20 protein-coding genes and 1 pseudogene are annotated in these 22,110 nt (G+C 68.2%); 13 read left to right on the top strand and 8 right to left on the bottom strand.

Annotated features, from left to right (window positions below):
* Positions 1–390: 390 nt before the first annotated feature.
* Positions 391–1,977, bottom strand: coding sequence for a glutamate--cysteine ligase (gshA, locus tag C996_RS0107065; protein ID WP_018866754.1), 1,587 nt, complete (start codon positions 1,975–1,977; stop codon positions 391–393).
* Positions 1,978–2,172: 195 nt separating this feature from the next.
* Between gshA and C996_RS0107060 the strand changes: the two genes are divergently transcribed.
* From C996_RS0107060 to C996_RS0107015, 11 genes and pseudogenes are all read left to right on the top strand, one after another.
* Complete coding sequence (locus tag C996_RS0107060; RefSeq protein ID WP_018866753.1) at positions 2,173–2,571, top strand: hypothetical protein; 399 nt, start codon at positions 2,173–2,175, stop codon at positions 2,569–2,571.
* A 51-nt stretch (positions 2,572–2,622) separates the two neighbouring features.
* The gene (locus tag C996_RS0107055; protein ID WP_018866752.1) at positions 2,623–3,543 is read left to right on the top strand and encodes a helix-turn-helix domain-containing protein; all 921 of its coding nucleotides are present in this window, start codon (positions 2,623–2,625) and stop codon (positions 3,541–3,543) included.
* A gap of 113 nt (positions 3,544–3,656) precedes the next feature.
* Positions 3,657–4,745 carry a methyltransferase domain-containing protein gene (locus C996_RS0107050; RefSeq protein ID WP_026279233.1) on the top strand — a complete coding sequence of 363 codons (1,089 nt, stop codon included), beginning with the start codon at positions 3,657–3,659 and terminating at the stop codon, positions 4,743–4,745.
* A gap of 20 nt (positions 4,746–4,765) precedes the next feature.
* Positions 4,766–5,230 (top strand): DUF302 domain-containing protein, encoded by a 465-nt coding sequence (locus C996_RS0107045; protein ID WP_018866750.1) that lies wholly within the window; start codon positions 4,766–4,768, stop codon positions 5,228–5,230.
* Positions 5,231–5,267: 37 nt separating this feature from the next.
* A complete protein-coding gene (locus C996_RS0107040) occupies positions 5,268–5,843 on the top strand; it encodes a hypothetical protein (protein ID WP_018866749.1) in 576 nt (191 codons plus the stop codon).
* Positions 5,840–6,385: a TlpA disulfide reductase family protein gene (locus C996_RS0107035; protein ID WP_018866748.1), complete on the top strand. Its 546-nt coding sequence runs from the start codon at positions 5,840–5,842 to the stop codon at positions 6,383–6,385. Before C996_RS0107040 ends, C996_RS0107035 begins: the two co-directional genes overlap by 4 nt.
* Before the next feature lie 156 nt (positions 6,386–6,541).
* Positions 6,542–7,744 carry a glycosyltransferase gene (locus tag C996_RS0107030; protein ID WP_038035715.1) on the top strand — a complete coding sequence of 401 codons (1,203 nt, stop codon included), beginning with the start codon at positions 6,542–6,544 and terminating at the stop codon, positions 7,742–7,744.
* A 32-nt stretch (positions 7,745–7,776) separates the two neighbouring features.
* Positions 7,777–8,064 (top strand): annotated as a pseudogene (locus tag C996_RS14200) (diacylglycerol kinase); the annotation flags it as partial.
* Positions 8,065–8,534: 470 nt separating this feature from the next.
* Positions 8,535–9,353: a UDP-2,3-diacylglucosamine diphosphatase gene (locus C996_RS0107025; RefSeq protein WP_018866746.1), complete on the top strand. Its 819-nt coding sequence runs from the start codon at positions 8,535–8,537 to the stop codon at positions 9,351–9,353.
* Positions 9,354–9,406: 53 nt separating this feature from the next.
* Positions 9,407–9,826 carry a hypothetical protein gene (locus C996_RS0107020; RefSeq protein WP_018866745.1) on the top strand — a complete coding sequence of 140 codons (420 nt, stop codon included), beginning with the start codon at positions 9,407–9,409 and terminating at the stop codon, positions 9,824–9,826.
* Positions 9,827–9,922: 96 nt separating this feature from the next.
* Positions 9,923–11,608: an alpha/beta-hydrolase family protein gene (locus C996_RS0107015; protein ID WP_018866744.1), complete on the top strand. Its 1,686-nt coding sequence runs from the start codon at positions 9,923–9,925 to the stop codon at positions 11,606–11,608.
* 12 nt (positions 11,609–11,620) lie between these two features.
* Here the strand turns inward: C996_RS0107015 and C996_RS0107010 are convergent, their stop codons facing one another.
* From C996_RS0107010 to C996_RS0106990, 5 genes are all read right to left on the bottom strand, one after another.
* The gene (locus tag C996_RS0107010) at positions 11,621–12,037 is read right to left on the bottom strand and encodes an ABZJ_00895 family protein (RefSeq protein WP_026279232.1); all 417 of its coding nucleotides are present in this window, start codon (positions 12,035–12,037) and stop codon (positions 11,621–11,623) included.
* Positions 12,038–12,131: 94 nt separating this feature from the next.
* Entirely contained in the window at positions 12,132–12,494 is a 363-nt protein-coding gene (locus tag C996_RS0107005; RefSeq protein WP_026279231.1) for a hypothetical protein, read from the bottom strand.
* Positions 12,495–12,537: 43 nt separating this feature from the next.
* Positions 12,538–15,726, bottom strand: a complete 3,189-nt coding sequence (locus tag C996_RS0107000; protein WP_018866741.1) for an efflux RND transporter permease subunit — start codon at positions 15,724–15,726, stop codon at positions 12,538–12,540.
* Positions 15,727–15,729: 3 nt separating this feature from the next.
* Positions 15,730–16,788, bottom strand: coding sequence for an efflux RND transporter periplasmic adaptor subunit (locus C996_RS0106995; RefSeq protein ID WP_018866740.1), 1,059 nt, complete (start codon positions 16,786–16,788; stop codon positions 15,730–15,732).
* 160 nt (positions 16,789–16,948) lie between these two features.
* Positions 16,949–18,037, bottom strand: coding sequence for a hypothetical protein (locus C996_RS0106990; protein WP_018866739.1), 1,089 nt, complete (start codon positions 18,035–18,037; stop codon positions 16,949–16,951).
* A 125-nt stretch (positions 18,038–18,162) separates the two neighbouring features.
* Here C996_RS0106990 and C996_RS0106985 point away from each other — a divergent pair, with 125 nt between their 5' ends.
* Positions 18,163–19,008, top strand: a complete 846-nt coding sequence (locus C996_RS0106985) for a zinc-dependent peptidase (RefSeq protein WP_018866738.1) — start codon at positions 18,163–18,165, stop codon at positions 19,006–19,008.
* Entirely contained in the window at positions 19,005–19,412 is a 408-nt protein-coding gene (gene fliL / locus C996_RS0106980; RefSeq protein WP_018866737.1) for a flagellar basal body-associated protein FliL, read from the top strand. Before C996_RS0106985 ends, fliL begins: the two co-directional genes overlap by 4 nt.
* 134 nt (positions 19,413–19,546) lie before the next feature.
* On the opposite strand, the gene C996_RS0106975 is transcribed toward fliL, so the two are convergent.
* The gene (locus C996_RS0106975) at positions 19,547–19,843 is read right to left on the bottom strand and encodes a hypothetical protein (protein ID WP_018866736.1); all 297 of its coding nucleotides are present in this window, start codon (positions 19,841–19,843) and stop codon (positions 19,547–19,549) included.
* Positions 19,844–19,927: 84 nt separating this feature from the next.
* A complete protein-coding gene (locus C996_RS0106970; protein WP_018866735.1) occupies positions 19,928–21,841 on the bottom strand; it encodes an ABC-F family ATP-binding cassette domain-containing protein in 1,914 nt (637 codons plus the stop codon).
* Positions 21,842–22,110: the final 269 nt, after the last annotated feature.

Below are 22,110 nucleotides of genomic sequence, written 5' to 3'. Positions count from 1 at the left end.
GTTACGGATGATAGGGTCGATTATCCTGTCGATAAAATCGAAAATAAATCGCGTTATTTCCGCCCGATAGTTCGAAAATACCGAACCGACTGTGGGATAGGCCGCTCAGGGAGACGCTGATTTAATCGCACGTCCGCGCTCGAGTCGCTTTTGCGTGCGAACAAGGCGCGGTGACTGCCGTGCAGTCATTCTGCACAAGGGAACCGCAACGCCGTTCCCGCGCAAAAGCGGCCGAGCCCCTGCTTTCAATGGCTTGTGGGGTTGGTGCCCCCTGTTCCCCGATGCTGCGTTGCGCCGCTTGCGGGTAGAACCACTACCCGCTGCACGACGCGCCTTGTCTCGGAAAACAGGGGGCACCAACGCGGACGTGCGATTAAATCAGCGTCTCCCTCAGGAGGCGCGCAGCGTGCCGTCGAAGTAGCGGGCAAGGAAGGTATCGAAGTCCAGGGTATCGGCCGCCTCGATCGCGGCCTGCTCCGCCAGGCTCTGGCGCGCCAGGGCCTCCAGCGTCTCGGCGCGCGGCAGCGGGCCGTTGAAGCGAAACGCCTCGCGGTGCTGCGCGGACAGGCGGCTGGCGTAGCGGTAGAAGCCCTCCTCGCGCGCCATCATGTCCTCCAGCATGCGCGCCGAGGGCGTGAGGTCGGCCTGCTCGACCTTGCCCCACTGCTCGCTTAGCGCTCTACGGTAGGGGTCGCCCGGCAGTTCCTGGTCGAGGATCGCGGCGACCGGGCGCATCAGGGCCAGCAGTTCGCGCGCCCAGTCCTGCAGCAGTACCTGCTCGTCCTGCCGGCGCAGCTCGAGGCCAGGGCGGCGGCCGTAATGCGCCACATCGAGCAGGTTGCGGTCGATCGCGTCGAGTTCGCCGTCCGCCAGCAAAGGACTGGGCTGCAGCAGGCAGGTCAGGGCAAACACCTCGAGAAAGCGCAGCTGGGTCTCGTCCACCCCCAGCGGGTGCTGCGCGTTGATGTCCACCGAGCGCAGCTCGACGTACTCGATCCCGCGTGCCTCCAGCGCATCGGTGGGCTTCTCGAAGCGCTCCAGCGGCTGCTTCGGGCGCACGGTGGAGTAGTACTCGTTCTCGATCTGCAGGATGTTGGCGTTCAGCTGGCGGTATTCGCCGTCGACCTTCACGCCGATGCGCTCCCACTCGGGGCTGAGCGTATTGATCGCGCAGCGCAGCGAGTCGACGTAGCCGCCCAGCGAGTTGTAGTCCGCCTTGATGCCGGTGTCCGCCTCCTTGCGGTTGGTGTAGCCGATGTCACCCATGCGCAGGCTGGTGGCATGCGGGAGGTAAGAGGTGTCGTCGTCAAAGTCCTCCAGCACCGCGCCGTGGCCCTCGAGGAAGGAATTGCACACGGCCGGCGAGGCCCCGAACAGATATGGCACCAGCCAGCCGAAGCGCAGCAGGTTGCGGATCATGCCCATCATGCGCTCGTCGCGGAACGCGCGGTCATCCTGCTCGCCCAGCACCTCCGCCAGCGCCGGCCAGAACTCGGGGCGCGGGGAATAGTTGAAGTGCACCCCGGCGATCACCTGCATCTTGCGTCCGTAGCGGTGCCCCAGCCCGACGCGATAGACGGTCTTCATGCGCCCGGCGTTGGACGTGCCGTACTGCGCGACCGGGATCGCGTTGTCGTCGGCGGTCACGCAGGGCATGGAGGTCGACCACAGGGTCTCGTCGCCGACATTGGCCGCGGCGAAGGCCTGCAGGTCGTGCAGAAAACCCAGCGTCTCGCGCACATCGTCAAACGGCGGGGTCACCAGCTCCAGCAGGGCCTCGGAGTAGTCGGTCGTGATATTCGGGTGGGTCAGCGCCGAACCCAGCGCCGCCGGGTGCGGGGTCAGGGCCGGCGACCCTTGCGGGCCGACGCGCAGGGTCTCCTTCTCCAGGCCAATGCGCCCGTGCAGGCCGGTGCCCGCCAGGCGCTCCGCCAGCTGCGCGACCAGTCCCTGCAGATTGCGTTCGTCGGTTCCCACGGGCGTGCTGTCCTGCTCCAATCAAACCCGCCGAACATACCCGAATGCGCCTGCGGGGTCACATGCACCGTCGACCGGCACCCGAAAACCGCGCAACGCGGATCAGGAGACGGCTCCCACGCAAGGCGCGGATGACCTTGCCCTGCCGGTCCTATTAAATTAGGTTTTTCTTATACACAAGACATCGGGCGCCGCATGGAACCGGACACACAACGCCGCAGCTGGGACGAGATCCTGGTAGACGCCCTGCGCGCCCCTGCCACCGGGCTGTTCGTGCTCGGACTCGCGATGGGTGCGGGGCTGATGCACTGGGGTGTGGAGCGCCCCCCGACCGAGGGCGCGTTGATGGTCACGCTGCACAATGACAGCGACACGACCATCCGCGCGGTGCACTTCGATTTCGGGCACGACCTGTCCGAATCCAGCATTCGCGAGGGCGAGATCGCGCCCGGCGAGCACCGGCGGGTGGCCCTGAACCACCCGCCCGGGGCTGGTTTCAACGTCGAGATCCGCTACGCCGACGGCCACGTCCAGGCGTTCTGTGCCAATCGCGGCGTGGACGGCTGGGCCCAGGAGGTTCGCGTCTACCGCTGAATCTGGCAGGCGGCACCGGCATGGCCTATACAGGACATGCGGGGTGAGAAAATGCCGCAACCATGGCCGAACATGCTGGAGCACTACACCCGCGGGAACGGGGGACCGCACCTGCGCGAGACCCGCGCGGCTGCCTCGCCAGCGATCGCCATGCTGGAGACCCTTCAGCCACCAGGCCTGTTCCACACCCCGGCCTCCGATGACCTGGTCCTGAGCCAGTCGTCCGGGGCCCCATTCCGCTACGTCTGCGATCTCGGCGCCGGGCGCTTCTCGGGACACACCCGCACCCGCGATTTCGTGGCCGTGGCCCCGGGGGCCACGCCCTGGTGCCGGGTCACGGACGCGGCGAGGGTACGGTTTATCGCCATCCCCGCCGACCTGGCCCGCCGTTGCCTGGACCGGCCCGCCGACGACCCGCTGGATTTCGGCCCCGTTCACAACCGCCACCACAGCGACCCGCTGATCGCCCAGGGCCTGGAGTGTCTGTGGCAGGAAATGGGTCGCGAGGACCCCGCCGCACACGTGTTCGTGGACAGCATGATGGCCGCACTGGTGGTGCGCCTGGCCCGCCTGACCAGCCAGGCCGCCCCGGCCGACCGCTGCCGGGGCGGCCTCGCACCGCACCGCTCGGCACAGGTCATCGACTACATGCAGACTTACCTCGACCAGCCGATCCGTCTCGCTGAACTCGCCGCGCTGTGCGACCTCTCCCCCTGGCACTTCGCCCGCGCCTTCCGCGAGACCCACGGCCAGCCGCCCCACCGCTACCTGACCCAGCTGCGTCTGGAGCGGGCGCGCGCCTTGCTGACCGAGTCGCACGCGAGCATCGGCGAGATCGCGACGGCCACCGGCTACACCCCGCAACAACTGGCCCGCCACTTCCGGCAGGCCTTCGGCATGGCACCCGGCGCCTACCGTGATCAGTACGGGGAGCCGCCAATCACCCGCGCGGACGGCCCCGAAACACCCTGACGCACAACCGCAAGATTCGCCCCCGCACCGCAAGCCCGTGACCGCGGGGGATCACCGCACGGCCTAGGCTCCGGGTAAAGCCAACCCCCGGCGCCATCGCGGAGGTCACCCGCATGCCGTCCGACCCGGAATACCCTGCGTCACCACAGGCTGTGGAGGCCTTTGCCGGCCACCTGGTCGAGGTCCTCAATCACGGTGCGCTGTGCCTGATGCTCTCGCTCGGGCACCGGACCGGACTGTTCGATGCCCTGCGCGGGCGACCCCCGTCAACGTCCGAGGCAATCGCCGCAGCGAGCGGCCTGAACGAACGCTATGTCCGCGAATGGCTCGGCGCGATGGCCACGGCGGGGATCGTCACGGTGGAACCCGCCGGGCCACGGTTTGCCCTGCCGCCGGCGCATGCCACGTGCCTCACCCGCGCCGCCGCGGCCGACAACCTGGCGGTGTTCGCCCAGTACATCGCAGTGCTGGGCGCCGTGGAGGATGCGATTGCCACCGCGTTCCAGACCGGTGACGGCGTGCCCTACGAACGCTACACACGTTTCCACGAAGTCATGGCCGAGGACAGCGGCCAGTCCGTCCTGTCCTCGCTGGAGAGCGCCATCCTGCCGCTGGTGCCGGGCCTGACCGACCATCTCGAGCGCGGCATCCGCGTGCTGGATGTCGGCTGCGGCAGCGGGCGCATCATCAACCACCTGGCGGGGCGCTACCCTCGCAGCGAATTCACCGGACTGGATCTCTCGCCACAGGCCATCGCGCGCGCCCGCGCCGAGGCAAAAGCGGAGGGGCTAGACAACGTCGTGTTCATCGAGGCCGACGCCGCCGAGATGGGGCACCGTCTCGAGGCCCGGAGCTTCGAACTGATCACCACCTTCGACGCCATCCACGACCAGGCCGATCCCCAGGGGGTCCTGCGCGGCATCCATCGCGCGCTGGTACCCGAAGGGATCTACCTGATGCAGGACATCCGCGGCTCTGGACAGATCCAGGGCGATCTCGATCACCCGCTCGCACCCTTTCTCTACACCGTCTCCTGCATGCACTGCATGCCGGTATCGCTCGCCCGGGGCGGCCCCGGGCTCGGTGCGATGTGGGGCGAACCGCTAGCCCGCGACTACCTGCAGCGCGCCGGTTTCCGCGACATCCGCGTACACCAGCTGGCCCACGACCTGCAGAACAACTGGTACGTGGCCACCCGATAACAACCCAAGGAGGCATTGCCATGAGCGCACAACACCCGATCACGACCCTGGCACTGGCCATCACCGCCGCCCTTGCGCTGGGCCTGGCCGCCCCGTTGGCGGCGTCCGAGCCCGACGATCACTTCATCATCCGCGACTGCGAACAGTCCCGCGAGGACCTGGCCCGGGCCATTCGCGAGTATGCGGAGAACGAGGAGGACTGGATCTTCCTGGCCGAGTTCGGCCTGGCCGGTGGCGACATCACCGCCCTGAAGGTCTGCTACCTGCCGCTGGGGCCGGACATCCTTGATGCCGGCCTGCACGTCGGCGCGATGATGCCCTGCGGCCACATCGGCCTGTACGAGGAGGACGGCAACACCAGGCTGTCGATGTTGCACCCGAAGTTCATGACCACCCTGCAGCCGCACCCGAGCCTGGAACGCGCGGCGAAAAACGCCGAACCGGCCTTCGAGGCGCTGCTGGATCATGTCCTCGGCGGACCGTAGGCGGCCCGGTCCCAATGGATCGGTTGCCCGCGAGACCTTGATCCGCGTCCTGGCCCTTCTGGCGCTGGCCACGCCCATGGCGCCGGCCAGCGCCACGGAAACCGTGCAGGCTCGCACGGACGCCTCCAGCGGCCTGATCACCTGGACGTGGCAGGGCGATGGCGTCTCGCTGGAGCTTGCGCAGCTGCTGCCCGATCAGACCCGCGCGTTCTTCCTGGGACGCGGCTTCGAGACCGAACATGCCGATCTCATTGCGGCGCACTGCGTCTTCCAGGCGATCCTGCGCAACAACCGCCCACACACCCCCATCGAGGTCAATCTCCACGACTGGAGCAGCCAGGGGCCGGAGGGGCTCATCCGCCCGCGCCCGAACCGGGACTGGGAGGCAACCTGGGACCGACGGCAGGCCCCCGAAGCCGCCCGCATCGCCTTTCGCTGGGCCCTGTTCCCCGGCGAACACCGTTTCGAACCCGGCGACTGGCTGATGGGCATGATCCTGTTCGACCATCCGCCGGGCACGCCCTTTGATCTGACCCTGCGCTGGCGCGCGGCCGGGGAGCTCCACGAGGCGCGGCTGCCCGACCTGCGCTGCGCCGGCGAGGCGGGAGGATGATCGCCATGCCAAAGCTCGCGACCCTCCTGATCCTGTTAATCCTGGCCGCCATGACCGCCCCGGCCGCGACCGAGTCCCTCACCGCGATCGAGCCACGCCCGGACGCTCCTCCCCTGACACTGGAGGACCTCGACAGTCATGCACACGACCTGCGCGACTACCGCGGCCACGTCGTGGTCGTGAACTTCTGGGCGACCTGGTGCCCGCCGTGTCGGGACGAGCTGCCCTCCCTGCAGCGGCTATGGGAGGGACTGGGCCCCGACGGGCTGGTGGTACTCGGGGTAAACGTCGGCGAGGACGCCGATCGCATCTTTTTCTTCACCGCCGACTACCCGGTGGATTTTCCCCTGCTGCTGGACCGCGCGGCCAGCGCGATCGATACCTGGCCGGTGCGCGGCATCCCCACCACCTTCGTGATCGACCCCGAGGGCCGCATCGCCTATCGCGCCATCGGCGCGCGTGAATTCGACCACCCCGGCATCACCGAACGCCTGCGCGAGCTGCAACAGGGGCGATCGTCCGAGCCCTCTACGACCGAATAAGGCGCATCGGGCGGGGGTACGCGGTACGGCCCGAAACCCGAACCGGCGGTCTGCGCGCGCAACAATTCTGTCGCAATTTCGTCATCACCTGGTCACACCCCCGGTCCACACTCCGGGACCTGAGTCTCGCCCCAAGGTGCAGCCGTGCACATTCTGATGCTGAGCGACGTGTACTTCCCCCGGATCAACGGGGTCTCCACCTCGCTGGCCAGTTTCCGCGCACAGCTCCGACAACTGGGCCATCGCGTCACGCTGGTGGTGCCGGCCTACCCCGGACTGGGCGCGCACCCCGGCCCCGACCCGCAGGACCCGGACCTGATCCGCATCCCGTCGCGCTACCTGGTAGTGGATCCGGAGGACCGCATCCTGAAGCCTCGCCTCATCCGCCGCTCCCTGCGGGAAGCCGGGATCGAGCGGGCCGACGTGGTCCATGTCCACACCCCTTTCGTGGCGCACTACGCCGGGCTCAAGCTGGCACGCGACTGGCAGGTCCCGGTCATCGAGACCTACCACACCTTCTTCGAAGAGTATCTGCAGCATTACCTGCCGTGGCTGCCCGCCAAATGGCTGCGGGGGCTGGCGCGGCGCATCTCGCGCGCGCAGTGCAACGCGGTCGACCGGGTGATCGCCCCGTCGACCGCGTTGCACCAGGCCCTGCTGGAGTACGGGATCAAGACGCCCATCGTGCGCCTGCCCACCGGGATCGACCCACAGGCCTGGACCGGAGGCGACGGCCACCTGTTCCGGGCGGAGCGGGGCATCGCACCCGGCCGCGAGATGCTGGTGCATGTGTCGCGCATCGCCTTCGAAAAAAACATCGGCTTTCTGCTGCAGATGCTCCAGCACCTGCGCGAGCGTCGCCCCGGCGTCCTGCTGCTGATCGCGGGCGAGGGACCGGCCCGGGCTGCCCTGCAGCGCCAGGCCGCGCAGATGGGCCTGGAGGACAACCTGCACTGGTGCGGGTATCTGGACCGCGAGACATCGCTCGTCGACTGCTACCGCGCCGGGCATGCATTCGTGTTTGCCTCCGCAACCGAGACGCAGGGTCTGGTCCTGCTGGAGGCCATGGCCTGCGGGCTGCCCGTGGTCTCCACGGCGCGCCTGGGCACGCGCGACATCCTCACCGACGCATCCGGTGCCGAAGTCGCTCCCGAGGAGCCCGCGGTGTTTGCCGAGCGGGTCGCCCGCGTCCTCGATGATCCCGAACGCCAGCGCGCCATGCGCGCAGCCCACGCCGCATGGGCGCGGGAATGGAGCGAGCGGCGTATGGCCGAACAATTGCTGACCGTGTATCAGGATCTGCTGAGCCCGGCCGACGCGCTCGGCACCCCGCATACCGCGGCCGACCGTCCTCGCTGACGGCCCTTCCCACTCCAGCGGACCAAGCGACCATGGCCAACGGCGGCGCTACCGGCATCACCCGTATCCTGCGGGCCTTTGGGTACTCCTGGAAAGGCCTGCGCGCCACCTTTCGCCACGAGGAGGCCTTTCGTCAGGAACTGATCCTGGTGGTCATCCTGGCGCCACTCTCTCTGGTGGTTGGCAATACCGGAGTGGAACGCGCGTTGCTGCTCGGCAGCCTGTTCCTGATCCTGATCATCGAGGTACTGAACTCGGGCATCGAGGCCACCGTGGATCGGTTCGGGCCGGAACGCCACAAGCTGGCCGCGCGTGCCAAGGGAGACGCTGATTTAATCGCACGTCCGCGCTCGAGTCGCTTTTGCGTGCGAACAAGGCGCGGTGACTGCCGTGCAGTCATTCTGCACAAGGGAGCCGCAACGCCGTGCGCACGCCCGTTTTTGATAACAACGGGCGGCCGAGCCCCTGCTTTCTATGGCTTGTGGGGTTGGTGCCCCCTGTTCCCCGATCCTGCGTTGCGCCGCTTGCGGGTAGAACCACTACCCGCTGCACGACACGCCTTGTCTCGGGAAACAGGGGGCACCAACGCGGACGTGCGATTCAATCAGCGTCTCCCTTGGACATGGGATCGGCCGCCGTGCTGCTGGGCTTTGCCAACGCCACCCTGATCTGGCTGCTGGTCCTCTGGCCCTAGCCACCCGCCACCGTCATCACGCAATCGTCACTGCAACGCCATGGTGGCGTCACCCGGATGCGCGATGCTCGGCAAAACCCCGAGCGGGAGCCCGCGATGGCCACCCTGGATTGCCGCAGCCTGTTCCTGTCCGACCTGCACCTGGGCACCCGGGAGTGCCGCGCGGACTACCTGCTGGACCTGCTGCGCCAGGTCAATTGCGATCGCCTGGTACTGGTCGGCGATGTATTCGACATCTGGGCCATGCGCCGGCGCATCTTCTGGGACGCGACCCAGGCGGCGGTGGTCGAGCAGGTCCTGTCGCTCGCCCTGCACGGAGTCGAGGTCATCTACATCCCCGGCAACCACGACGAACTGGTGCGCGGCTTTGTCGGTTCGGAGATCCGCGGCGTGCGCATCGAACGCGAACTGGTGCACTGGACCGCCGATGGCCGGCGCTTCCGCGTAACGCATGGCGACGAGTTCGACGGGCTCGTACGCCACAGCCGCCTGGTGCACGCCCTGGGCGATCTTGGCTACAACCTGCTGCTGCGCGGCAGCCGCTACCTGAACACCATCCGACGCCGCCTCGGGCATCCGTACTGGTCCCTGTCGGCCTGGCTCAAGACCCGCGTGAGCGGGGCGGCGCGGGAATATATCCAGCGTTTCGAGCATGCCGCCGTCACCGCCGCGCGCAAGGGCGGCTTCGATGGCTGCATCTGCGGCCATATCCACAAGCCGAACGTCCAGGCGTTCGGCGACATCCTCTACTGCAACGACGGTGACTGGGTCGAGCACTGCACGGCCCTGGTGGAAGATCGCTCGGGCCACCTCAGCCTGCTGCACTGGTCGGACCATGGCTCGGTGCAACAGGCCGAGTCCGGGGCAACCGCGACCGAGGCCTTCGATCTCGAGTCGATACTGACCCGGCGATAACCGCGCGCCAATCCTGTCACCCGGGCGTCATGGCGCTGTAGTACCGTGGTCACATGAACGAATCGCGATCGCGCCACTGGGCCGGGGCCGGCGCCGACCTGCTCCTGCTGCTGCAATCCATCCATGACACCGAGCAGGCCCGCCGCCTGGCGCGGGTGGCCGGCTGGGTCCTGGTCTTCGCCGGGGTCATCGTGGTGATGCTGGGCGTGCTGGTGCAGCACATGCCCACGATGCTCGAAGGCACACTCGTGGCATTGCTGGCGCTGGTCGGCGGCTGGCTGCGCAGCCGCCTCGCCGCCACCCTGCTGATGCTGCTGATGGCCCTGGGGCTGGCCACCGGCCTCGCACTGGGCGCCGCCACCGGCGGGCTCCTGCTGCAGGTCGCGCTGTTCGGCGTGGCCCTGCGCATGGTCGAGGGCTGCTTCCGCTTTCGGCACGCCGACGCTGCCGGGCCGGGCGACAACGCCCAATAGGTTCCAAAGCAGACTGGCGCTCACGGTGGAGACTTGAACCCGCCCGAGCGGGCGAACAGGATAAGCCCTTCTGTTCATCAAGGAAGTGCTCACGCGATGTCCATCGTCGCCCGCCTGCAAACCCGCCTGCGGCGCTTCATCTGGCCCGGCTGGGCCACCCGTATCCTCGGGACCCTGTCGATCCCGGGGCTGATCCTGGCCACGCTGTTCTTTGCCGCGTCGCTGACCCCCAGCCTGATCCCGCGTACCGACGACGTGCAGGGCATCCTGTCCGGACTGTCGCTGGCGGCCGGCTACGGGCTGGGCGTGTTCTTCCACTGGCTGTGGTCCTATCTGGAGCTGCCGGAATTCGGCGAGCGCACGCACAACACCCTGGTGGTCATCGCCGGGGGCGGCGCCGTGCTGATCGTGCTGATCTTCCTGTGGCAGGCCACCGAGTGGCAGAACAGCATCCGCGCCCTGATGGAGCAGGAGCCGGTAGACGGCGGCTTCCCGATCCGACTCGGGCTGATCGCGGCGGCGGTGTTTGCCGCCACCCTGGCGGTCGGACGGCTGTTTCAGCTGCTGGTGCGCTTTCTCGCCCGCCATCTGCGCCGTTTCATCCCGCGCCGGCTGTCGAACGTGATCGGTGTGCTGGTCGCCGCCGGGGTGTTCTGGGCGGTCATTGACGGTGTGATTCTGGAATACGGCCTGCGCACCGCGGACCGCAGCTTCCAGCAGTTCGACGTGCGCGAATACCCAGGGGTCGAACAACCGACGGCGACGTTCCGTACGGGCAGCCCGGCCTCGCTGGTCAGCTGGGAGCAAGGGCTCGGGCGCCAGGGACAGCGCTTCGTCGGACAGGCACCGGATGCCGGCACGATCCGCGATTTCGCCGCGGGCGAGGCCCTGGACCCGATTCGCGTCTACGTAGGCCTGAATGCCGCCGAGACCATCGAGGAACGCGCGCGGCTGGCCCTGCAGGAGATGCTGCGGGTCAATGCCTTCGACCGTTCGGTGCTGGTGCTGGCCACCCCCACCGGGCGCGGCTGGGTGGACAACCGCGCGATCCAGCCGGTCGAGTATCTGCACGGCGGCGATGTCGCAACCGTGGCCGTGCAGTACTCCTACCTGCCCAGCTGGCTGTCGCTGATGGCCGAGTCGCAGTACGGCCACGAGACGGCCCAGGCGGTGTTCGCGGAGATCTACGGCTACTGGAAGCAGCTGCCGGCGGACGCCCGCCCGGAGCTGTACCTCTACGGCCTGAGTCTGGGCGCGCTGAACTCCGAGCGCGCCGCGGATCTGTACGACGTGATCGGCGATCCGTTCTCCGGCGCGCTGTGGGCCGGCCCGCCGTTTCGTAGCGAGACCTGGCGCGACATCACGCGCCAGCGCCAGCCGGACTCCCCGGCCTGGCTGCCGCGCTTTCGCGACAGCTCGGTGGTGCGCTTCACCAACCAGGAGAACCACCTGGATATCCCCGGCGCCGAATGGGGCCCGATGCGCATCGTCTACCTGCAGTACGCCAGTGACCCGGTCACCTTCTTCGAGCCCCAGGCGCTGTACCGCAAGCCCGAGTGGATGCAGCACCCGCGCGGCCCGGACGTGTCAGCGGACCTGACGTGGTACCCGGTGGTCACCATGCTGCAACTGGCGGTGGACGTTACCATCGGCGATGCTGCCCCGCGCGGCTACGGCCATGTCTACGCCACCGAGCACTACATCGACGCCTGGCATGCGGTCACGGCCGCGGACTGGCCAGAGGAGCGCCTCGAGTGGCTCAAGCGCCACCTGGGCGACTGACCGGCCGTATGGCTATCCCGCGGTTTCTCCCCCGACCAAACCGCGCTTGCGCAGGTGGCGTCCGGTGAGATTGACCATCGCCACCACAAAGCCGGCATATAACAACGCGACAACGCCCAGGACCGCGAGCATGAAACTGTCCAGTACTGTGCCGTCGGCCCACAGCACCAGGAAGGCCAGGGAAAGCTGCGTACCGCGGAGCACAGCGACCATGACGGCAATCACCCGCCACTTCTCGGCGCGCGACAGATAGCGGCCGTTCCTGCGTCCAAAGGCCTCGCAGGGCCACGCCACCGCCAGGCCCAGAATCCCCATTCCGATCGTTGTACCGAACTGCTCGAGATGGAAATGGGCGATTGCGAACATCGCGACGATCGTCAGCGAGAAATAGAGCAGTACGAAACGTAACAGCAGGTTCTTGATGGACATCGCCTCCCCTCCATGGGACGTCTGAAAGCCGCACTCCCTTGTGCGGCCAGGGTGCATGTCGGAGTCCTCCAACATGCACCATCACGGCATGCGGCTATTCCTCGGAAAACGAGGCGCCTTCGATGATCACGGGATAGGTGTAGCCGGCCCCGAAGTCACGATCCAGGATCAGCGTTCCGGTGACCGAAACGCGATCCCCCACCTCCGGCAGTTCGGTGGAGGTGATGGTGATGTAGTCCCCCTCGCTTCCCGTGCCGTCCACGAAGTGGATGAAGTTGCGGCCCATGATGTCCTCGTTCACCCGCCCGACGATGCCCTCCAGGCGCACTTCTTCGCCCTCGAGCTCCGCCGGCGCCTGACTCAGCTGCTCGACCGTATGCAGTTCGTCGGCCTGCGCGGGTACCCCTCCCGCCAGCATCGCCAACAGCACTGCGCCACTTCCGATTACGCGTCTCATCCCGTTCTCCTTGTCGTTCGTGATGTTCCGGATGCCGGGCATCCTAACTGATCGCCCCCATATCCGAGGGCTCGCGTGACCGGGTCGCCAGCGTTCCCTTTACGCGCTCCGCGGCGCGGTTCACCACCAGGTACAGGCAGGGCACCACCAGCAGCGTCAGGATCATCCCGGCGATCAGGCCGCCGACCACAGTCAGCGCCAGCGGGCGCATGATCTCCGCACCCTCACCGAGGCCGATGGCCAGCGGCAACATGCCGAGCACCGTGGTCAGGGTGGTCATCAGGATCGGACGCAGGCGCAGTGCACCCGCCTCCACCACCGCGCGCGCCGGGCTCAGGCCGCGTCGTCGACGGCCCTGTTCGATGTACTCGACGAGCAGGATCGCGTTGTTCACCACCACCCCGATCAGCAGGATCGCGCCGATCATCACCGGCGCGGAGACCGGCGTGTTCGTGGCCCACAGGATCGCGACCACGCCAATCAGCGACAGCGGGGCCGCCGCCACGATCACCAGCGGATTGGCCAGGCGCTCGTACTGCACCGCCAGCACCACCAGCACCAGGAAGATCGCCAGCGCCACGACGGTGGCCATCTCGCGCTGGGTCTCCTGGATGGTCTCCCACTCGCCCCCGATCAGCAGACTGTAGTGCTCGGGTACCTCCACCTCGGCCAGACGCTGTTCGACCTCGGCCATCACCGAACCGACGTCGCTGACCTCGGTATTGATATCGCCGTTCACCCGCACCACCCGGCTCTGGTTCTCGCGCTCGATATGGGCGGGCCCCTCGCCGATCTCGAACTCGGCCACGTCGGCCAGCCGTACGGGATCGCCGTTATCACGGAACAGGATCATCCGTCCCAGTGTGGCCGTGTCCTGTACATCCTCGCGCGGCAGGCGGACGCGCAAGTCGTATTCGCGGTCATCGCGTACATACTGGGTCGGTACCGCACCCTCCACCGCATCGCGGATCGCCTGACCGACCGTGCCCACCTGCAGGCCCAGCGCGGCCGCGCGCTCGCGATCCACGTGTACGCGCAGAATCGGGCTCTGGTCCTCGCGCCCGACCTCGACGCCCTCAAGGCCCCGGATGCCCTCCAGGCGCCCCGCGATCTCGCGGGCGATGGTGCGCATCTCGGTCAGATCCGCCCCCACCACGCCGATCGACAGGTCGTCGCCAGTCACGCTGAACTGCAACCCGTCGATACGCGGCGGGCGCACGGTAATCCGCGCCCCGGGAAGGTCCAGTTCGTCCATCGCCGCCTGTGCCTCGGCCACCCATTGCCCGGCGGTCATTTCACGCTGTCCGGCCGGGGTGAGCTGCACCGTGAGATTGGACGTCCCCGGGCGCTCGTTGACCACGCCACCCCCCAGATGCCCGCCGACCATGGCGAACACGCTCTCGACATGCGGCAGCTCCTCGAGTGCGGCCTCGATGTCGCGGGCGGCGGCATCGGTCTCGTGCGGCGGTGTACCCGGCGGCAGGACCATGCGCACGCTGACCTGACCATCGTCCACCTGCGGCAGGAACTCGGTACCCAGCTCGCCGCCCACCTGGATGGCGCCGACCAGCAGGACCCCGGCGGCGCCCAGCACCACCCAGCGCGCGCGCAGCACCTTCGGCAGCAGACGCCGGTAACGTCGGCGCAAGCCCTGCACCCCGCGGTCGAAGCCGCGCAGCAGCCAGGTCCGGTCCAGCCCGCTCTCCCAGCGGATGCGCGCGAGCAGGGCCGCCAGCATCGGCACCAGCGTGATCGCTGCGGCCAGTGTGGCGATGATCGCGAACGACAGCGTCAGGATCAGCTCGCGGAAGATCAGCGCGCCGATACCCGTAATCAGCAGGAACGGGAGCACCGCGGCCAGGTTGGTCAGCGTGCCGGCGGTGACCGCCGACACGACCTCGCCCGCCCCGTCATGGGCAGCCTCCTCCGGCGATTTCCCGAGCTTGTCACGATGGCGGTAGATGTTCTCCAGCATCACGATCGCGTTGTCGAGCAGCAGCCCCACGCCCAGCGCGAGCCCGCCCAGGCTGATGATGTTCAGGGTCAATCCGCCCAGCCCCATCATCGCGAAGGTCGCCATCAGCGCGATCGGGATCGACAGCCCGATAATGAAGCTTTTGCGCAGACTGCCGAGGAACAGGAACACCGCCAGCATCGCCAGAACGCCACCGAGGATTGCAGCGGTGCCCACGGAGGACACCGCGCCACGGATAAACGGGGCCGAGTCGCTGACCACCTCCCACTGGATGTCCTCGGGGATAAACCCGGAACGCTCCAGCCGCTGGAGCGTCCCGCGCACGGCATCCACCGATTCGACGGTATTGGCCTCCGGCAGCTTGAACACCGACACGCGCGCGGCCGGGGTGCCATCCAGGCGGATGAACAGGCGCTGCTCGCGGTGGCCGTCGCGCACCTCGGCCAGCTCGCCCAGGCGCACATGCGCCGACTGCGGCCCCGGCAGCGGAATCAGCACGTTGCGCACATCCGCCTCGGAAGTGAACAGGCCCTCGGTCTTGGCCATCACGTCAAAGGTGTCGGAGGTCACCCAGCCACCGGCCACCTCGCGGTTCTCGTCCGCCAGCGTCTCGCTGATCGCGGCCAGCGACAGGCCGTAGCCGCGCACCCGTTCCTGGTCGAGGATCACCTCCAGCTCGCGCTGTTGGCCGCCGGAGGCCTCCACCGAGGAGATCCCGTGGATCGCGATCAACTGTGGGGCCAGCTCGTGCTCCACCCAGTCACGCACCGCGGTCTCGGAACGCACGGTGGAGGAGAAGCCCGCCTCCCAGATCGGGTCCTGCGACGGGTCGAACTTGTACAGGCGCAGGGATTCGAAATCATCCGGCAACTGGGTGCGCGCCAGCTCCAGGTGACGCGCCGCATCCTGCAACGCCAGATCCAGGTTGGTCCCGTACTCGAACAGCAGGTTGACGTTGGTGCGCCCCTCGGAGGCACGGCTGTAGATGCGCGTCAGGTTCTCCGTCGCCGCAAGATTGCGCTCCAGCACTCGTGTGACCTGCTCCTCCATGGCCTCCGGCGCGGTGCCCGGGTGGTTCACCGTGACCCGGATGTGCGGGTACTCGACATGCGGCAGCAGGTCCACCGGCAGGCGGTCGACAAAGAACATGCCCAGCACGATCACCACCGAGGCCAGCGCCATGATGGCGACCGGCCGGCGGATGGAGAAGCTGGTCACCCGCCCGTGTGGGCGCTGGGAGTCCCCCGCATCGGCCATGCCCTAGCCCCGCCAGCCGACAATGCGCACCCGCTGACCCTCGCGCATGTCGATCGGATTGGTCGCCAGCACGATCTCGCCTTCCTCCAGACCCTCGGTAATCTCGGTCCAGGGGCCCCGGGTCACACCGGTCTCGACCGTGCGCCGTTCCAGCTGTTCATCCACCACCACGTACACATAGCGCGCGTCATCGTCCTCGCCGATCGCCGCGGCCGGCACCGCCAGGGCGTTCGGGCGCTCATCAACGGTCATGCGGATGCGTGCGAGGTTACCCGGACGCACGCCGTTGTCGGCGGCCTCGGCCGGCAGCGCGATCTCCACCGTCACCTGCTGGGAATCCGGCGAGGCGGCCGGGAAGATGCGACGAATCTCGGCGACGTAGTCAGTATCAGGAAAGGCATCCAGCCGAATGGGCACGTCCTGGCCCACGACCAGGTCGCGCACATCCAGCTCGGACACCCCGGGTCGCAGCACCAGCGTAGTAATATCGACCAGCTCCAGCAGCGCATCGCGCGCAGCGACGGCCTCTCCAGGCTCCACCATCCGCTCGGTAATCACGCCGTCGCGGCTGGCAGCGAGCGCCCCGTAATCGACCCGCGCCTGCCACAGGGCCTGCTCGCTCTCGGCCGAACGCAGCGCGGCGCGGGCCCGTTCGTAGCTGGCGCGGCTGGCAATCCCCTCGTCCCGCAACTCGGCGCTGCGGGCGTACTCCAGCCGCGCCTCCTCGGCGTGCGCCACGGCACGCGCCAGCTCCGCGCGCTCCTCGGCCACGTCCAGCTCGACCAGGATATCGCCCTGCCCGACGCGGTCGCCTTCCTCGACATGGACCGCCTTGACCACGCCATCCGTACGAGCCGCCAGGCGCACCCGCGCCCGCGGCTCGACCCGCGCGGAAAGTCGCAGTTCGCGCGAGAGGTCCCGCGGCTGCATCTCCACCGCCGCGATCGGGGTCGCCGCCTCGCCAGCGGGCTCGTCAGCCGCTTCGGAAGACTCGCCCCCACAGCCGGCCAGTCCCACGGCCAGGATCATGAGCAGGGACAGGCGGCCGCCCCCCCGCGACATGCAGGTGGCGGGCAGCGGGCGCTTCAGGGGCGGTCGGTCCGACCGCCGCCAACACAAGAGGGTCTCGAATCGCATGCGCCGGGTCGCTCGCGGGGAGTGGACGAAAGCACAGAGTAGCCGTTATACAACCCTCGACGCAGGAACGAGCCTCCGCGTTCCGTCAGGCCGTCAGATCGATCTGCTGCACGCTGCCGCTGCGGCCATCCTCGGCCACCCAGACGCCGGTCGACTGCACCTGGCCCAGCAGGCTGTTGTCACCGCCATGGCGCAGGTCAAAGGGGGTACTGACATGTCCGAGGTAGATCGCCCCCACCCCCACCTCGCCCAGGGCCAGCAACTGATCGCGGCCCTGGGCGTCGCGGGTCCAGACGCGCAGGCGGTCATAGACCGGGTCCGCCGCATCGATCCAGCCATTGCCGTCATGATCGAGGCGGCGCAGTTCGGCGAAGCCGTCCCCGGTCAGCGGCCCGAACAGCTCGGAGCCATCATCGACCTGCCCGCTGCCCGATCGGTCGAGGGCCAGAAAACCGCTGCCGGGCTGCAGGAAGGCCACCTGCTGCGGTGAGCCATCGGCGTCCAGGTCGAATTCGAAACGGGTCTCGGTCAATGCCGCCGCCGGGGCATCGAAATTGATCACCAGCGGGTCATGCAGTTCGCCATCGACACCGCCCTGAATACGGGTGTGCTCGACGAACTCGCGGCTCATGGTCAGGGCGATGTCGATCTCGATGGTCTTGCCGTCGGCCGTCTGCACCCGCCCCTGGGCCTGGAAGGCCGTGCGCTCGATCTCCACCCGGGTCTGCTCCACCGACCAGGCCACGGCAAGGCCGCCCGGCGCACGCGGGGCGCCCGGGGGCCGGGCTGCGGGCGGTTCGAGGAATGCCGGCGGGTTCGCATCCGCGTTCGCGTCGGGCCGGAGGTCCGCCGGGTCCACGACGCGAATCTCGCGGCCGGTAAAGCGTTCCAGAATCAGCCGGAGCAGTTCGGTGCGCAGCTGGTCCACAGACGTCAGCTCGCTGTCCGCCGGGGCCACGCCCACGAAGGGCGCGCGCAGGGCCGCCACAGAGGCCGGGGCCGGCCGTTCGCCCCGGTCCGGGCTCACAAGTCCAGGCAGCCCGGCGCCCTGGCGGGGCTCCGCCGGGGGCGCGGCCCCGCCCCCTTCGCGCACCGTCAGGCGCACCTCGCGCCGGGTAGCCTCCAGCGCCAGGCGCTGGCTCGAGAACTGCATGGAATAATCGGCAATATGCATGGATGTTCCTCAACGGGACAGATTCCCGAGAGGGTTAACGGCCGCTCAGCGGCAATCCTTAACCGCCACCGGCAAGACTTTGCCGCAGGCGGACGCGACACGGCCAAACATGCGACGATCGGGCGATGAACTCGACACCGCAATTCCCGCTGCGTGGCCTGTTCCGCCGCCTGCTGGGACCGTTCGCCGGACTGGAACCAGAGGCGGTCCCCCTCGACAACGACGAGTGGGAGGCCCTGCGCCAGCGGGTGCCGTTCATCGCCCGCCTCACACCGGAGGAACGCGCCCGGCTGCGCGAACTGATCGGGCAGATCCTCGCGCAGAAGGAATTCATCGGGATCGCCGCGGAACCCGAGCCGTGGCAGTGCCAGGTGATCGCGGCCTACGCGGCACTCCCGATCCTGGAGCTGGGCCTGGCGCCGTACCGGGACTGGCGCACGCTGATCCTCTATCCGGATACCTTCGTGCCGGAACACGAGTGGGTAGACGAGGCGGGCATCGTGCATCAGGGCGCGATGCCCCAGTCCGGCGAGGCCTGGGAGCGCGGGCCGGTGATCCTGTCGTGGAATGATGTCGAACGCGACGGCGCCGTGGTCGTCCACGAGATGACCCATGTGCTGGACGCCGGCAACGGCGAGGTCAACGGCTTCCCCCCGCTCCCCCGCGGACAGTCCACACGCGCCTGGACCGAGGATTTCTCCCGCGCCTTCGACCGCTTCGTGGAGACTGTCGAGGAGGTGGAGGCCGGCACGGTCGACGAGTCGGCTCTGCCGCTGGACCCGTACGCGGCCACGGCCCCGGAGGAGTTCCTGGCGGTCGCGGTGGAGTCCTTCTTCTTCGAGCCCGCGCGGCTGCGCGAGCGGCTGCCCGCCATCTATGATCACCTGGTGGCATACTTCGGTCAGGAGCCGCATCGACGCGGCGACTGGATCGCCTCCAGCACGCAAACCGCCCCGGAGCACGAACCATGACCTCGAGCCCCCTTCATTTCCTGCCCCCGACCCTGTCGGGGCTTCTCCTGCTGTTGCTTGCCCCCCTGGCCCTCGCCGTGGACGATCTGGACAGCCACTACGTGACCCTGGAACCCGTGGTCGTGAACATGGAGGCCGCCGATCGCGGACGCTACCTGCAGGCCTCCATCCAGCTGGAGGGCCACAATCTGGAAGATGCCCGGGCCATCCGCGAACACATCCCCGCCGTGCGCGACCGCCTGATCCACATCCTCGGCGGCCGCAGCCCCGACAGCCTGACCGGCAGCGGCGCCCGCGAGGATCTGCGCAACCAGGCCACGGACGAGCTGAACGAATTGCTCGAAGAGATCACCGGCTCCCCGCGGATCGCCGCACTGTATTTCTCGGATTTCATCCGCCAGTAGTAGCCCCGGAAGGTCCGGACGGATACCCCGAACGAAAAGACCCCGGCAGTCGGGACCGCCGGGGTCGGCTAGCGGGACGCCGCATCCGGAGTCCCGGGCCCCGTTGGGGGCCCAAGCCGTTCAGAAAACGCTGATCAGTGGGGCCGGTGCAGCAGCGGCATCTCGCCGCGCTCCATCATGTGACGGATCAGCGTGGCCCGGCCCGGCTCCTCCTGCTCCAGTTCCTCGGCGCACTGCGAGGGCTCGTGCGCGGCCTCGGCCAGCATCACCTCCAGTTCGCGCAGATCCACCTTCGGCTCCTGCAGGTCTTCCGGCTTCGGGTTCTCCAGCATGTGGGTCTCCCAGAACATGCGCGGGTGCCAGCAATGCAGCTTTGCATCCGGGTGGTGAAAGAGCTCGACACAGCGACGATTCAGTTCCTGTGCATTCATGGGGGCACTCCTCGTTCCGGTGCATTCCCCTCCTGTATAGACCTCGCAATACCCGATCTCAAGGGTTGGTCTTTGAATCGCTTCTCACTCCGTCGGCTCGGCCTGTGCCGCCTCCAGGGCCTCCAGCGCCTCCATCCACTCGCCCTCCACGGCCTCCAGCCGGGCACGCAGCTCCCCCTGCTCGCGGGTCAGCTGCGCCAGGCGATCCGCCGCCTCGCCCTCGTAAAGGGCAGGATCGGCCATCTCCGCCTCCAGGGCCTCCAGGCGCTCCTGCACCCGGGTACATTCCTGCTCGGCGCGGTCCGCGCGCTGCTTCAGCGGCTTGATCGCCGCCCGTGCCTGTGCGGCCTGCTGGCGCCGCTCCTTCTGCGACGGGGCCGGGGCGCTGCGGGCTGCCGATTCACCGGTGCCGGGTTCGCTCGCGGCAAAGGCCTCGCGCTCGCGCGCCTGCAGTTCCCGGGCGTAGTCATCCAGGTCCCCGTCGAAATCTCTCAGATGGCCGTCCTCGACGCGCCAGAAACGGTCGCACACCCGCGCCAGCAATTCGCGGTCATGCGCCACGACCACCAGCCCGCCGGCATAGTTCTCCAGCGCCTCGGCCAGTGCCTCGCGCATATCCAGATCCAGGTGGTTGGTGGGCTCGTCCAGCAACAGCAGGGAAGGCGCCTGCCAGATCAGCAGCGCCAGCACCAGGCGTACGCGCTCCCCGCCCGAGCACTGGCCAACCGGGGCATCCGCCTTCTCCCCGGGAAAGCCCATGCCACCGAGAAAGTTGCGCAGCCGCTGTTCCTCGGCGCGCGGATCCTGGCGTTGCAGATGCACGAGGGGCGAGGCGCCCAGATCCAGCTGCTCGCTCTGGTGCTGGGCGAAATAGCCCACCTTCAGGCTCGGCTCGACCCGGCGCTCGCCGGCGGTGGGCGCCAGCTCGCCGGCCAGCAGGGTCAGAAGCGTCGATTTCCCGGCACCATTGGGCCCCAGAACACCGATCCGGTCTTCCGGCCGCAGACGTAACCTCGTCGCATGCAGGCGGGTGCGGTCCCCGGAGCGCACCTCGGCATGGTCCAGCGCCAGGAGCGGGTCCGGCAGACGCTCGGGGGTCGGGATCTCCAGGTGGATCGGCCGTGCGGCCCGAATCACGGCGACCTCGTCGAGCTGCTCCAGGCGTTTCAGGCGGCTCTGGGCCTGGCGCGCCTTGCTCGCCTTGGCCCGGAAGCGGCGCACGAAATCCTCCAGATGGGCGCGCTCGGCCGCGACCTTCGCGGCCGCCGCCTCGCTCTGGGCGATCGCCTCCGCGCGCTTGGCCTCGGCATGGGTATAGCTGCCCGCATAGAGCGCGATGCCCCCGCGCTCGATGTGCGCGATATGGGTACAGACGGAATCCAGAAACCGCCGGTCATGCGCGATCACGATGACCGTCCCCGGGTAGCGCGCCAGCCAGTCCTCCAGCCACAGGATGGTCTCGACATCGAGGTGGTTGGTGGGCTCGTCCAGCAACAACAGATCGGATCGCGTCATCAGCGTGCGCGCCAGCCCCAGGCGCATGCGCCAGCCGCCGGAGAAGTCACTCATCGGCCGGTCGGCATCGGCCGGCGCAAAGCCCAGCCCCGCGAGCAGCCGCCGCGCCCGGGCGTCCGCCGTCCAGCCGTCGATCGCATCCAGGGCCGCATACAGGCGCGCCTGTTCGGCGCCGTCGGCGACCTGCTCCAGGCGCGCCTGCAGGTCGCGCAACTCGGCGTCGCCGTCCAGCACGTAGTCCGCGGCTGAACGCGCGCTCCCCGGGACCTCCTGCGGCAGGTGCGCCACCACCCAGTCGGCTGGCCGGTCGATCTCGCCGGCATCCAGGCTCAGCTCACCCTGCAGCGCCGCCAGCAGACTGGATTTGCCAGAGCCGTTGGCACCGGTCAGGCCCACCCGCCAGCCGGCGTGTACGGTCAGACTGGCATGCTGCAGGAGGACCTGTCGGCCACGGCGCAGCTCGATATCTTGAAGTCGAATCATGTCGCGCAGTGTAGGGCAAGCGAAGGGCGCGCTCATGTAGTCCGGTCATGGCCCGGGACTCGGCGGCCGACACTAGAGAAGCCTGTCGGATTTGGGACTGATCTCCCACAACGCTCGCGACGATCGCCCAAATCCGAGAGGCGCCTAGCGTCAGGATATTGCCGCCCCTTGCGGGTCCGGGCGGCCATCACCTGCCGGAAGCGGCAAAAATCCGACGGAATTCCGTCTTTCGCACACCAGAAGGATAAACAAGTCACTGTTTCCCAGGT

The sequence above is a fragment of the Thioalkalivibrio sp. ALE25 genome, from assembly GCF_000377285.1.
In the GTDB taxonomy this organism is placed as follows: domain Bacteria; phylum Pseudomonadota; class Gammaproteobacteria; order Ectothiorhodospirales; family Ectothiorhodospiraceae; genus Thioalkalivibrio.
The sequence above is the reverse complement of the archived record's forward strand: the minus strand, read 5'-3'. Positions and strand labels throughout refer to the sequence as shown.

Bases quoted from the DNA above. Each gene is read 5' to 3' on its own strand.
- C996_RS0107015 (WP_018866744.1), top strand. From the start codon at position 9,923: ATGTCCATCGTCGCCCGCCTGCAAACCCGCCTGCGGCGCTTCATCTGG.
- C996_RS0107010 (WP_026279232.1), bottom strand. From the start codon at position 12,037: ATGTCCATCAAGAACCTGCTGTTACGTTTCGTACTGCTCTATTTCTCG.
- C996_RS0107050 (WP_026279233.1), top strand. From the start codon at position 3,657: ATGCCGTCCGACCCGGAATACCCTGCGTCACCACAGGCTGTGGAGGCC.
- C996_RS0107000 (WP_018866741.1), bottom strand. From the start codon at position 15,726: ATGGCCGATGCGGGGGACTCCCAGCGCCCACACGGGCGGGTGACCAGC.
- fliL (WP_018866737.1), top strand. From the start codon at position 19,005: ATGACCTCGAGCCCCCTTCATTTCCTGCCCCCGACCCTGTCGGGGCTT.
- C996_RS0107020 (WP_018866745.1), top strand. From the start codon at position 9,407: ATGAACGAATCGCGATCGCGCCACTGGGCCGGGGCCGGCGCCGACCTG.
- C996_RS0107030 (WP_038035715.1), top strand. From the start codon at position 6,542: ATGCTGAGCGACGTGTACTTCCCCCGGATCAACGGGGTCTCCACCTCG.
- C996_RS0107005 (WP_026279231.1), bottom strand. From the start codon at position 12,494: ATGAGACGCGTAATCGGAAGTGGCGCAGTGCTGTTGGCGATGCTGGCG.
- C996_RS0107045 (WP_018866750.1), top strand. From the start codon at position 4,766: ATGAGCGCACAACACCCGATCACGACCCTGGCACTGGCCATCACCGCC.
- C996_RS0107055 (WP_018866752.1), top strand. From the start codon at position 2,623: ATGCCGCAACCATGGCCGAACATGCTGGAGCACTACACCCGCGGGAAC.
- C996_RS0107025 (WP_018866746.1), top strand. From the start codon at position 8,535: ATGGCCACCCTGGATTGCCGCAGCCTGTTCCTGTCCGACCTGCACCTG.
- C996_RS0106990 (WP_018866739.1), bottom strand. From the start codon at position 18,037: ATGCATATTGCCGATTATTCCATGCAGTTCTCGAGCCAGCGCCTGGCG.
- C996_RS0107035 (WP_018866748.1), top strand. From the start codon at position 5,840: ATGATCGCCATGCCAAAGCTCGCGACCCTCCTGATCCTGTTAATCCTG.
- C996_RS0106985 (WP_018866738.1), top strand. From the start codon at position 18,163: ATGAACTCGACACCGCAATTCCCGCTGCGTGGCCTGTTCCGCCGCCTG.
- C996_RS0106975 (WP_018866736.1), bottom strand. From the start codon at position 19,843: ATGAATGCACAGGAACTGAATCGTCGCTGTGTCGAGCTCTTTCACCAC.
- C996_RS0106995 (WP_018866740.1), bottom strand. From the start codon at position 16,788: ATGTCGCGGGGGGGCGGCCGCCTGTCCCTGCTCATGATCCTGGCCGTG.
- C996_RS0106970 (WP_018866735.1), bottom strand. From the start codon at position 21,841: ATGATTCGACTTCAAGATATCGAGCTGCGCCGTGGCCGACAGGTCCTC.
- C996_RS0107060 (WP_018866753.1), top strand. From the start codon at position 2,173: ATGGAACCGGACACACAACGCCGCAGCTGGGACGAGATCCTGGTAGAC.